Origin of the sequence: Paraburkholderia sp. A3BS-1L (assembly GCF_051125215.1) — a bacterium.
Lineage (GTDB): Bacteria > Pseudomonadota > Gammaproteobacteria > Burkholderiales > Burkholderiaceae > Paraburkholderia.
This window is the reverse complement of record NZ_CP120443.1, coordinates 849,828-862,269: the sequence shown is the minus strand read 5'-3', so window position 1 is coordinate 862,269 and position 12,442 is coordinate 849,828. Positions and strand designations below refer to the sequence as shown.

Sequence of the window (12,442 nt, the reverse complement as noted above, 5' to 3'; positions counted from 1 at the left end):
ACTGATCGCCGCCTGTTCGCGCGCGGCATGTGCATCCTTGATCGCCAGCACGAAGGCGTCGACAGGGAGAAGATCGAGGCGACCTGCCAGACGACGGGACCTTGTTTCTGCACCTCCTGAACGTCCGCCGTGATCGGATCGACCCGTTGCTGACACGCTGCGTCATCTGGAATGCGCGGACGGCGCCGGCGAATGCCTCGTCAACGTCGAAGCGGATGCTCGTGCTGCGCGCCGCTGCGGCGCAAATCCATACTGAATTGCCCCTTCGCCGTGTCTTTGATTCAGGTCAAGCGCGAACGGGGCGGACCCGTTCGAATAGACATCGCAACCGCAAAAGAGCGCGGCGAGTTCTGGCGACAGCAACCCGCAGACCACAGCGAGCAGAAGAACCGGACCAGAAGATGCGCTTTCTCCCTTGCAAGCTTATCGGCATGTTGACGCTGCTCCTCGCCGGGGTGATGGCGTGGCGTCCGCTGATAGCGCCCGCAGAGGCGGCGCAACCCGTGCCTGACGCTTCGATCCTCGTCTACCATCGCTTCGCTGACGAAGCCACGGACTCGATGACGGTGCGCGTCTCGACGCTCGAAGCGCATCTCGCCTGGCTGCGCGCGCACGGCTACCAGATCGTGCCGCTGCGCGATATCGTCGCGTGGCTCGAGGATCCGTCGGCGACGCTGCCGCCCAGAGCCATCGCGATCACCATCGACGACGGTCATCGCTCGGTCTATGAAGTAATGCGCCCGATTGTTCTGCGTGAGCGCTTTCCCGTCACCTTGTTCATCTATCCCTCGGCCATCTCGAACGCATCGTATGCGATGACATGGCCCCAGTTGCGCGAGCTGCGCGACACCGGACTCTTCGATGTCCAGTCGCACACCTGGTGGCATCCGAACTTCAACACGGAACGACGGCGCCTGTCGGAACCCGCTTTCGAGCAGTTCGCGCTGACACAGTTCACGCACTCCCGCGAGTTGCTCGAGCGCCAGCTCGGCGGCCACGTCAACATGCTCGCCTGGCCGTTCGGCATCCACAACGATGATCTCGTCGCACTCGCGCAGCATGCCGGCTACCGCGCTGCTTTCACGATCGAACCGCACAACGTCACGCGCTCGACGCAACCACTGGCGATCCCGCGCTTTCTGATGGTTGATACCTGCACGCCCGAATGCCTCGGTCAGTTGCTTGGCGAACGCCCATCCCCTCTCGATGCCCGGACATTACCTTGAGCCCCGCCATGACGTCTTTCGCAAAGCCCACCTTGCAAGGCACTCCCGTCCGGCATGCGATCTCGTGGGTCGCCGCCCTCGCCGTCGCTCTCGCATGCGGTGTTGCCAGCGCCCAGGCAGCCGCCGGAATGCAAGGCGTCGTCATCGATGCGAAGACGCATGCGCCCATACCTGAAGCTACCGTGACAATCGGCGGCCGCGCGCTGCGCGCGGACACGCGCGGCGCCTTTCCCGCACCTGCGCCGGGCACGAGCGTGGCGGCGCGCGCGCCGGGCTATCTGCGCGCATGGACGACTGTCGCCGGCAACGCGCCGGTGACGATCGCGCTCGCGCCGTTCCGACCCAGGGCGGTCTACCTGTCCGTCTACGGCGTAACGAGCCGCACCTTGCGCAGTGCCGCCGTGGCGCTCAGTACGAGCAATCGCATCAACGCGCTCGTGATCGACGCCAAGGGCGATCGCGGAATCACGCCGTGGCGTAACGCTGCGCGCGACGCCATCGGCGCGATCCGCCATGTGAGCGTGCAGCCGCCCTACATCGACGACTTCGCAGCGCTGGTCGCCACGCTCCACGAGCAGGGCTTCTACCTGATCGCGCGCATCGTCGTCTTCAAGGACGATCCACTTGCGAGCGCCCATCCCGAGTGGGCGGTGCGCGACGCGACAGGCGAGGTGTGGCGCGACCGCGAGTCGCTGCAATGGGTCGACCCTTTCCAGCAGGCGGTCTGGGCACACAACATCGATATTGCGCAAGAGGCCGCGCGCCTTGGCTTTGACGAGATCCAGTTCGATTACGTGCGCTTTCCCGATGCCCCGGGACTGCAGTTCAGCGAGCCGAACACACGCGCGAACCGGACGGCCGCAATCGTCGGATTTCTCAACGTTGCCCGCGCGCGCCTCGTGCCCTATAACGTGTTCGTCGCCGCGGATATCTTCGGGTACGTGTGCTGGAATCTCGACGACACTGCCATCGGCCAGCAGATCGAGCAGCTCGCCGCGCCGCTAGACTATATTTCGCCCATGCTCTATCCGTCAGGCTTCACGTGGGGACTTCCCGGCTTCGATCGCCCGATGGTGGAGCCCGGCCAGATCGTGGGCCGCTCGCTGGCGCAGGCGAAGACGCGCACCGGCCTGCCGGGCGTGCGCTTCAGGCCCTGGCTTCAGGCGTTTCGAGACTATGCGTTTGATCATCGCGAGTTCGGCGCCGAGGCGATCCGAGAACAGGTCGACGCCGCCGATGCCGCCGGCGCCGACGGCTGGATGCTATGGAATCCGCGCAATCACTACGATCCCGCCCAGTTGCCCCATTGAGACGCAAGGGTTTTTATGGCGCGACATGGCTGCTTGCGGCCGCGCTGGCCGTCGTCCTGGCGGGCTGCGCCGAGCGGCCCCCTCAACTGGCGCACGTCGCGAGCGCGCCCGCTTCTCCCGCCCCGCGGCCATCCACGGGTCTGCCCGTGCCGGGTTCGCAAGCGCCGGCCGGGCTCGATGCGATCGTCGCCGCACAGATCGCTGCGGGGCGCATTCCCGGTGCAGTGGTCGTGGCGGGTGACGCCCAGTCGAGCACGTGGGCCTACGCGGCCGGCTCGCGAACGCAGGGCGCGCAGCCCGAGCCCATGACAATGGACACGGTCTTCGACCTCGCTTCCCTCACGAAAGTGATCGCGACAACGACGGCCGTGCTGCAACTCGTGGAAGCCGGCCGCCTCGACCTCGACACACCCGTCACCCGCTACTGGCCCGCTTTCGGCGCGCACGGCAAAGGCAACATCACGGTGCGCGAACTGCTCTCGCATACTTCCGGGCTACCGCCCGAGGTGTCGATCACGCGTGCCGTCGATGCAGCCGACGTCCTGCGCAAAGCCGCCGACGCTATTCCGCGCAGCGCGCCGGGCGCGCGCGTGACCTATAGCGACGTCAACTTCATCGTCCTCGCGAAGCTCGTGGAGCTCGCCAGCGGCGAGCGCTTCGACGCCTGGTGCCGGGACCACATTTTCGTGCCACTCGGCATGGTCGACACGGGCTTCAGACCGGATGCCTCACTTGCAGCGCGGATCGCGCCGACAAGCGGCCTTGCGCGAGGACACGTGCACGACCCGATCGCCGCTCGCATGGGCGGCGTCGCGGGGCATGCCGGCCTTTTCTCGACGGCCGGCGATCTCGCGCGCTACGCGCGCATGGTGCTGCAAGGCGGCACGCTCGACGGCGTGCGAATCCTTCACGCGTCGAGTATCGCCCTGCTCGCGCAGCCCGCATCGCCGCCCCCATGGCGCGGCCTCGGCTGGGAGATCCAGCCCCCACTGGTGGCGAATCGCGACCGGCTTGAGCCGATCGGGGCGTTGAAGCACACCGGCTATACGGGCACGGCCTTGTGGATCGATTTCGCAACGGGCCGCTTTCTGATCGTGCTGAGCAACCGCGTATTGATGGGCCCGCACGGCGACGCCGAGCCCTTGCGCGCACAGGTCAGTTCACTGATGGCAAGTGGCGCGCAGCCGCTATCCGAAGCGCAGCTCGCGCAGCGTCTGCCATGGGCCGCAGCAACGCTCGCGGCAGCGCAGGTCATGCCGCGCGCTCACGGGCCGGTGAAGACAGGTCTCGACCTCCTCGCCGCACAAGCGTTCACGCCCCTCGCGGGAATGCGCATCGGCCTCGTGACGAACCAGAGCGCCATCGACGGCGAAGGCCGGCGCAGCGCCGACGTGCTCGCCCATGCGCCTGGCGTCGCGCTGCGGGTTCTGTTCGCACCCGAGCACGGCCTGAGCGGTGACATCGACGCACCGTTCGACGACACGACCGATGCAGCAACGGGACTCCCTGTCATCAGCCTCTACGGGAGCCGCCAGCGCTTTCCCGCGCACGCGCTCGATGGGCTTGACGCACTCGTATTTGATCTCCAGGACGCGGGTGTGCGCTTCTTTACCTACGAAACAACGCTAGGTTATACGCTCGAAGCAGCCGCTTCGCGCCGCATCCCCGTCTTCGTGCTGGACCGCCCCGACCCGTTGGGCGCGGCGCGCTTCGGCGGCCCGATGCTCGACGCCGGACGCACGTCCTTCACCGGCTACACGGCGCTGCCGCTGCAGCCCGGCATGACGCCTGGTGAGCTTGCGCGCTACTTCAACGCCGAGCGGCACATCAACGCGGACCTGCATGTGATACCGATGAGCGGATACCATCGGGAAATGGCCTTCACCGACACCGGTCTCGCATGGACGCCGCTCTCGCCCAACCTGCGCACGCCGCGGGCGCTCGCGCTCTATCCGGACGTGGCACTGATCGAGGGTGCGAACGTGAGCGTCGGGCGCGGCACGCCGCATCCCTTCGAGTGGATCGGCGCACCCTGGCTCGACGGCGTCGCGCTGGCTGCCGCGTTGAACGCGGCGAATGCGGGTGCGCGCTTCGAGCCGATCGAATTCGTGCCGACCGAATCCACATGGCGCGGCATGCTGTGCCACGGTGTGAGAGTGGCAAGCGCGGACGCTGCGCGTGAGCCTGGTGTGCTTGGCCTCACCCTGGTTGCGCAGCTGCACCGGGGCTGGCCGCAAACCTTTGATGTCGCCGCGACTCGCGCCCTGATCGGCTCGGATGCGGTCTGGGAGGCATTGGTCCGCGACACCGATGCGGTGCAAGCGCTCCAGATCGCGCAGCGACAAACGCACGCCTTCGCGGCGGCTCGCAGGCCCTCTCTGCTGTACTGAACGATGCGCTTCGGGAGTGAAAACCGGGGACTTCTGCCATTCATTCAGCTGCGGAAGACGGATAACCGGGATGCGAGCCGGCCTGCGAGCGCGCAGGCCGGCTCAGCTTGACACTCGCTTATTCCGGGCCGCCATCCGGCCGCTTTCTGCCGGCACGACGAGGCGCCGCTGCAATGTTGATGCGAGTATTTGCCGCCGGATGCCAGCGGCGCCGGCCAGTCATGAAATGCGGCGACTGCAACGCACGACGTGCGTCAGCGAACGCTGCAAGTTTCGCGCACACGCATGCATTGACGGTACCGTCAGGAAAATTCCCTTCAGCGTCGCTGCTGCCGGCCGCCAAACCGGTCAGCAAGCCAAGCGCATCGTCAACGCTGCCGACGGCATAGACCTGAAACCGTCCGCCCGCTGCTGCCTCGACCACGTCCTCGCGCAGCATGAGATGCCTGACATTCGCCTGCGGGATGACGACGCCCTGCTCGCCCGAAAGCCCGCGCGCGCGGCACAGATCGAAAAAACCCTCGATCTTTTCGTTGACCCCGCCAATCGCCTGCACCTCGCCTTGCTGATTCACCGAGCCCGTCACCGCGAGCGATTGTCGAAGTGGAATACCCGAGAGCGACGAGAGCAGCGCGCATAGCTCCGCGAGGGATGCGCTGTCGCCTTCAACCGTCCCGTATGTCTGCTCGAACGTGAGGCTCGCTGCGAGCGATACCGGACGCTTGCCGCAATAGCGCGCTGTCAGGAACGACGACAGGATCATCACCGCCTTCGAATGAACCGCGCCGGCCAGCTTCGCCTCTCGCTGAATGTCGATCACCTCGCCCTCGCCAGCCCGTGTGCGCGCGGTAATGCGCGCGGGCTGACCGAATGTGTAGCCCCCCATCTGGGCGACCCACAATCCGTTGACCTGCCCCACTTTCGCGCCGCTCGTATCGATTAGCAGCGTGCCGCGCAAAGTCTCCTCGAGCAGTTGCATGCGCACACGGTCACAGCGCGCGACCTGGGCTTCGAGCGCCCGCTCGACGTCTCCGCGGCCGACGATATCGCCGCCGCGCTGACGCGCAACATAATCAGATTCGCGCAGCAGGTCTACAAGCGTGCGCATATGGAGCGAGAGCTTGTCTGCGTCGCCAGCATGACGAGCCTGCTCCTCAATCACGCGCAGTACGGCATCGCATCCGAACGGCAGTAGCCCCTGACGACGCACGACTGCGGCAATGAGGCGGGCGTAGAGCAACTGATTCGCCGGGTCACGCTGCATGTCCTCTTCGAAGTCGGCAGGTACCTTGAAGAGCTCACAGAAGTCCGGATCAAGCTCGTAGAGCAGGTAATACAGCCAGCGTTCACCGAACAGGATCACTTTCACGTCGAGCGGCACGGGTTCAGGTTCGAGCGACACCGTGCTCACCATGCTGTACATCTCCGCAAGCGACTCGATGCGAATCTCGTGCTTGAGCAGCGCGCGCTTGAGTCCCTCCCATGCGAAGGGCTGCCGCAGCACCTTGTCCACGTCGAGCAGGAGATACCCGCCATTCGCGCGATGAAGGTCGCCGGGCTTGATCAGCGTGAAGTCGGTGACCAGCGTGCCGAGCATGGCGCGATGCTCGACCCGCCCTATCAGGTTTTGATAGGACGGGAAGTCCTCGAATACGACAGGCGCGCCACCGTGGGCATCGTGGTCCAGCAACACATTGACCTGATAGCGCGCGAGCGCCGAGTCGCCGGCGGGCGATTCGCGGTCCGGCGGCCTGCGGAAATCACCCACGCTATCGAACACATCGAGCCGCACGGCTTCCAGATACGCCTGCACCTGTGGCAGATCCGAATAGCGCTGCATGAGCGTATCCATCAGATTCGCAACGGCTTGCGTCATCGTTTCACGATTCAGTGCGCGCACCCGGTCGCGATGCTCCTTCTGCCACATCGGTATCTGGCGCAGGAGCTTTTCGAGGCGCTCGCGCAGTTGCACCAAATGAGCATCGATCTCCGCGCGCTCACTCGCGGGTAGTTCGTCGTATTCCTTTTCGGTAAGCGCCTCGCCGCGCCGCGTGGGCGCGAGCGAAAAACCGACGGGCGTGCGAATGAGCGCAATCTGCTGTCCGGTCGCATCGTTGCCCAGTTCGACGAACGCTTTCTCCTGTCGCTGCGAAAACTCCGTATCGATCTGCTCCGCGCGTGCGCTGTACACCTCACTTTCGAAAGCTGCGGGAATAACCACCCTCAGTTCGTCAACGAACTGGCGCATATCCTGCTGGAGGCCGAACGACCGGCCGGGAGGAAGCCGCAGTACGTGAGGCCTGTGGGGCTCGGCAAAATTGTTGACGTAGCAGAAGCCGTCCGGAGCGGGCTCTTGAGCGGCCCGGCCACTCAGGAACTGCTCGACGACAGTGTATTTCCCCGCGCCAACCGGCCCCAGTACGAACAGGTTATAACCGTCGTGCGCCATTTCAGTGGCAAAGCGGATGGCATCCACGGCACGCCGCTGCCCGACAATGCCGTCCGGGTCAGCCAGTTCGGCCGTCGTCGCGAACTCGAACAGACGCGCGTCAGTGGTACAGCGCAGTCGGTCAGCGGGAACCTGCAGGGATTCGGCGTCGGACATGTCAAGGTGGAAGATGAGTACGGTATGCACGTAATGGTGCGATACCATGACGATCATCAATTGATCGGCGTCAGTCTTTAATGCCCGCCGATCGAAGGTCGGCACAAGGTGCTTCAGCTCGCTCCACGTAAATCGTTGGCCAGTATGAAATTCACGACCTTCGGCACGATCTCCGTGCGAAATCGTTCACCGTTATTGTCTCCTGTCTGCTTTTATCAGCCCGGACTGACGCGACGGATCGACCCAGTCTGCCACCACGTTAGTGCTTCACTGCCGTTCAGGAATTGACTCGGTCATCATCCACGGATACCCGGCCCAGACGCTCCGCGCGCTCGCGCATTCCGGGCGGGGAGTTTGCGAACTTGGGAATTTTATTGGTCATATCCCGGCCAACACAAAACGACGGCCGGGATACGCCGCCAATGCGAAACTTCGCTGCGCTCGCTTACCCCATCATTTCGGGAACAACAAAATTACTTATAGATCCAGCAACTGCGGGCACACCCCCCATAAGCGTTGACCGGCCTGTGCCATTGGAATCGATCGCGCTTTCTGCCGCCGTTACGCCGCTTGATCTATGTCAATCACTGCGATCCGACAATTGTTAGGGTAAAAACGAGTTCTCGAATCCATATGTCACCCCGGTGTGTCTCGAAGAGCCAGTGCCTCGGATCACGCGTGCCGGCGATGTCTGCTTCAACGCGTGCCTCGATGACTCAAAGCCACCCGTCATCGCCGTCGATCCACACGCCGGGCACGGCCCTGGCATCGGCGGCTTCAAGCGCGACTCCGGTGCAGGCATGGCGATGCATGAAGGCCATATCGTCTACTTCATCATCTTTTTTCCCGAACCCTCATGCGGGCCATCTGGGCATCTTCGTTTCAGCCAGCGTGGCGCGTCTCGAACACCGTGCAATGCTCAAGAGCCTTGCGCAGATCGAGACGCTGGCACCGGGGTTCTACGAGATGAAGATCGGCAATCCGACAAGAAACCCCGATTGTCGTCAGCCGCAGTATTCCATGCACTTCGAGCAGCGTCAGGTTCAGGAACTGGATTTTGACACGCCGCGTGAAGCCTTCGAACGGGTCCGCCCGCTTTCGGAGCTAAACGAGCGCGAAAGCGGCAATGCACGAATGGTGGAGGATTACATGAACGAAGAACTCGCAACCGTAACGCCGACCGCGGCAATCCATTCCCGTGAACCGGCATCTTCAATGGGCAACGCCCTGGAACACATCGAACTGTCAATCGGCGGCATGGCCTGTCCGCACTGCCCGCCAGCAATCGAGAAGGCTCTGGGCGAGGTCGCGGGTGTGCGCCACGCACATGTCAATCTCGCCAGCCGCCTCGCGAGTATCGATTTTGATCCTATGCGAGCCGGCGTTGCAGATCTCCTGAAATCCATCCGTTCCGCCGGCTATACAGCCGGCACGGCCAAAGTGCGTATGCCCATCCGGCACATGCATTGCAGCTCCTGCATAACCCGCGTGGAACTCGCACTCAAGACAACGTCCGGCGTTATAGCAGCTCAGGCGAGTCTCGGGTCGGGCGCCGCCGATGTGGAATATCTGCCTGAAAAGACGTCCCTGGCAGATATCCGGCGCGCGATCGGGTCAGCCGGGTACCGTGTTGCGGAGCCCAAACCGGAGAAATCGCCCGGGCTGGTGCAGTCCAGCCCCGAGGAAGCCGCCCAGCAGGACGAATATCGCACACTGATGCGCAAGTTCTGGGTTGCCGCGGCGATCTCGATCCCGGTCATGGGCCTGAGCTATCCGGAGCTGATTCCCGCACTGCGCAGCTGGATACCAGAAGGCAGCGACACCCGGCGCCTTGTATGGGCGCTGCTGGGCGTCCTCAGCCTGCCAGCCATATTCTGGTCCGGTTCGCAATTCTACACCGGGATGTGGGACGCGCTAAGGCACCGCACGGCCAACATGCATACCCTGATCGCGATCGGCATCACTGCGGCGTTTCTCTACTCCATTGTCGCCGTTGCGTGGCCAAGGCTCTTTCCGAACATGTCGCTTGCCGAGGTTTTCTGGGACGTCAGCGACGTCGTGGTTGCGCTCGTCGTGCTGGGTCTTGCGCTAGAACTCAAGGCGAAGGGGCGAACTTCCGGGGCGATCAGGAAGCTGATCGGTCTGCAGGCCAAAACCGCCCGGGTGATGCGGAACGGCAAAGAAGTGGACCTCCCCGTGGAAGAAGTGCTTGTGGGCGACACGGTCATCGTGCGCCCTGGCGAGAAGGTGCCGGTTGACGGCGCGGTGACGGAAGGCGCGAGCGCGATCGACGAATCAATGATCACGGGTGAATCGATGCCAGTGGAAAAGCGAGTTGGCGACGAGGTCATCGGCGCGACGCTTAACAAAACCGGCAGCTTCCGCTTCAGGGCGACCAAGGTCGGCAAGAATACGGCGCTGGCCAATATTGTCAGGATGGTCCGCGACGCACAGGGCTCCAAGGCGCCGATCCAGCGGGTCGTTGACGCGGTGTCGGGATACTTCGTGCCGGCCGTGATGATTCTCGCGGTTCTCGCCTTCGTCGTGTGGTACATCGTCGGCCCGGATCCTCGCTTGGTCTACGCGACGATCGTTTTTGTGACGACGCTGATCATCGCGTGCCCGTGCGCACTTGGTCTCGCCACCCCAACCTCGCTGACGGTGGGTATCGGCAAGGGTGCCGAAAACGGCATCCTGATCCGCTCGGGCGATGCGCTGCAAAGCGCGCAGCGACTCGACGCAGTTGTCCTGGACAAGACAGGAACGATTACGCGGGGCGAGCCGGCGCTGACCGATGTGGTCGTCGCGGGTTCACGCAACGAGGACGAAGTGCTTCGCCTCGCCGCATCGCTCGAGCAAGGCTCGGAGCATCCGCTCGGCGAAGCGATCGTCAAGGGCGCCCGGGCACGGGCCCTTGCACTTCCGGCGACAGGAGGGTTCACCGCAATCCCGGGACACGGGGTGGGTGGCCGCATCGACGATCATGACGTGCTTCTCGGCAATGCGAGGCTGATGCAGGATCGTGGCATTGACATTCAGGCGCTCTCACCTGCCTGGGAGCGGCTTGCCACTGAAGGGAAAACGCCTATGTACGTCGCGATCGACGCACAGGCGGCAGGGCTGGTGGCGGTAGCCGATACAGTCAAGCCGGATTCGAAGGCGGCAATCGAAGCGCTTCGCCGCCTTGGCATCGAGGTGGTCATGCTGACCGGCGACAACAGGCGCACCGCGGAAGCGATTGCGCGGCAGGTCGGCATCGAACGCGTGCTTTCCGAAGTGCTTCCGAACGACAAGGCACACGAAGTGCGAAAGCTGCAACTCGAAGGCAAGAAGGTGGGCATGGTGGGCGACGGCATCAACGATGCGCCGGCCCTCGCCCAGGCCGACGTCGGATTTGCGATCGGAACCGGCACAGACGTGGCAATCGAGGCGAGCGACGTCACGCTGATCAAGGGAAGCCTGACGGGTGTCGTGACGGCCATCGAGATCAGCCGCGCCACCATGCGCAACGTGCGGCAGAATCTTCTGGGCGCATTCGGCTATAACGGCCTTGGCCTGCCGGTCGCGATGGGTGTGCTCTACCCGTTCCTGGGCATCCTGCTGTCCCCCATCATCGCCGCCGCTGCGATGGCGTTCAGTTCCGTGACCGTTGTCACGAATGCCAATCGCCTACGGTTTTTCAATCCACGGAGAATCGCGTCATGACACCCGACCGCTGGATTGTGCTGGTTCTCGGGCTGGCTCTGGTCAGCTTCATCGTCTGGTTTTTCTGGTTGAAGCGCTCGCAAGGCATGCAGGCTGCGCAGACGAGCAGCGGTTACCAGGAGGCGATGATCCTCGTCAAGGGCGGGTACACGCCGGATACGATCGTGGTTCAACATGGCAAGCCGGTGCGGCTGACTTTTCGCCGCGAAGAGACCGCCGGCTGCTCGGACAAGGTCATCTTCGCCGATTTCCACAAAAGCGCGGACCTGCCGACCGGGCAGTTGGTGTCCGTTGAATTGATGCCCGACAAGCCCGGGGAATATGTGTTCGCCTGTCCGATGGGCATGTTTCGCGGGCGCCTGGTCGTCGAATGAGATGGCGCCTATCAACGAAGACGCACCGATCACAGCCAAGGAGGTGAATCGTGATGTATCACTGGACCGGCATGGCCGGATACGGAGCCGCACACTGGATCGTCTTTCTGGTCATGGCCGTGGTGCTGCTCTACCCCATCGGGCGGATTCTGATGCGGATCGGCCTGTCTCCGTTCTGGGCGATTCTCGCGCTCGTTCCGCTCTTGAACCTGCTGGGACTTTGGGTGCTCGCATTCGTCGACTGGCCGAAGCCGGGTTCCGGCAAGTCCAGCTAGATCAGCGCGGCTGCCGCGACTCATGCAAATCCTCCAGGCAATGGTTGGCGGATACCGGATCACAGAACCACCGGCGCATCCGGGAGTTCATCGCGGTTGGGGCCGGTCGCCGGGTAGTGTTTTTTCAGGTGCGCGGCCACCGCCTCAATTCCCTTCACCGCGCCGTCGCAATACGCACCACGACGAAACGCAGCTTCCATCACGTGGCAAATAGCCTGCCACTCTTGTGGAACAACCTTCGCGTGGACGCCTCGATCCGCGACGATTTCGACAGCACGGTCCGCGAGCAGCACGTAAATCAACACGCCGTTGTTGTGCTCCGTATCCCATATCCGCAGCTGCGAGAACACCTCGATAGCACGATCCCGTGCCGATTGCCTGCGAAAAAGATGCCCACTGTGGAGCGCACCTTCGACCGCGAAACAGACTTCGCCAACGTGTCCGGCATCGCAGACCTTGATGGCCTGCCCGATCGCCGTCAGCGTGGCGCGCGGGAATGCACGCCGGACCCTCCAATGGGTTGTCAGCAAGTGCCTGACAATTCGCATAATTTCCAT

Annotated in this window: 8 protein-coding genes and 1 pseudogene; 7 read left to right on the top strand and 2 right to left on the bottom strand. The window is 63.6% G+C overall.

Annotation, left to right across the window (positions count from 1 at the left end):
* The first annotated feature begins 101 nt into the window (after positions 1 to 101).
* The 3 genes from P5W99_RS19030 to P5W99_RS19020 are packed head-to-tail and all read left to right on the top strand — an operon-like array spanning position 102 to position 4,926.
* Positions 102 to 1,226 carry a polysaccharide deacetylase family protein gene (locus tag P5W99_RS19030; protein ID WP_421026686.1) on the top strand — a complete coding sequence of 375 codons (1,125 nt, stop codon included), beginning with the start codon at positions 102 to 104 and terminating at the stop codon, positions 1,224 to 1,226.
* 8 nt (positions 1,227 to 1,234) lie between these two features.
* A complete protein-coding gene (locus P5W99_RS19025) occupies positions 1,235 to 2,536 on the top strand; it encodes a putative glycoside hydrolase (protein WP_421026685.1) in 1,302 nt (433 codons plus the stop codon).
* Positions 2,491 to 4,926, top strand: coding sequence for a serine hydrolase (locus P5W99_RS19020; protein WP_421026684.1), 2,436 nt, complete (start codon positions 2,491 to 2,493; stop codon positions 4,924 to 4,926). The genes P5W99_RS19025 and P5W99_RS19020 overlap by 46 nt, the downstream gene beginning before the upstream one ends.
* A 118-nt stretch (positions 4,927 to 5,044) precedes the next feature.
* Here the strand turns inward: P5W99_RS19020 and P5W99_RS19015 are convergent, their stop codons facing one another.
* Positions 5,045 to 7,531 (bottom strand): Lon protease family protein, encoded by a 2,487-nt coding sequence (locus tag P5W99_RS19015; RefSeq protein ID WP_421027084.1) that lies wholly within the window; start codon positions 7,529 to 7,531, stop codon positions 5,045 to 5,047.
* Between the two features lie 644 nt (positions 7,532 to 8,175).
* Here P5W99_RS19015 and P5W99_RS19010 point away from each other — a divergent pair.
* From P5W99_RS19010 to P5W99_RS18995, 4 genes and pseudogenes are all read left to right on the top strand, one after another.
* Positions 8,176 to 8,334: pseudogene (locus P5W99_RS19010) on the top strand (DUF3141 domain-containing protein); the annotation flags it as partial.
* Between the two features lie 7 nt (positions 8,335 to 8,341).
* Positions 8,342 to 11,236 carry a heavy metal translocating P-type ATPase gene (locus tag P5W99_RS19005; protein WP_434664269.1) on the top strand — a complete coding sequence of 965 codons (2,895 nt, stop codon included), beginning with the start codon at positions 8,342 to 8,344 and terminating at the stop codon, positions 11,234 to 11,236.
* Positions 11,233 to 11,610 (top strand): cupredoxin domain-containing protein, encoded by a 378-nt coding sequence (locus tag P5W99_RS19000; protein ID WP_421026682.1) that lies wholly within the window; start codon positions 11,233 to 11,235, stop codon positions 11,608 to 11,610. Before P5W99_RS19005 ends, P5W99_RS19000 begins: the two co-directional genes overlap by 4 nt.
* Positions 11,611 to 11,663: 53 nt before the next feature.
* Positions 11,664 to 11,885, top strand: a complete 222-nt coding sequence (locus P5W99_RS18995; RefSeq protein ID WP_421027083.1) for a hypothetical protein — start codon at positions 11,664 to 11,666, stop codon at positions 11,883 to 11,885.
* A gap of 59 nt (positions 11,886 to 11,944) precedes the next feature.
* On the opposite strand, the gene P5W99_RS18990 is transcribed toward P5W99_RS18995, so the two are convergent.
* Positions 11,945 to 12,442 (bottom strand): TPM domain-containing protein, encoded by a 498-nt coding sequence (locus P5W99_RS18990; RefSeq protein ID WP_421026681.1) that lies wholly within the window; start codon positions 12,440 to 12,442, stop codon positions 11,945 to 11,947.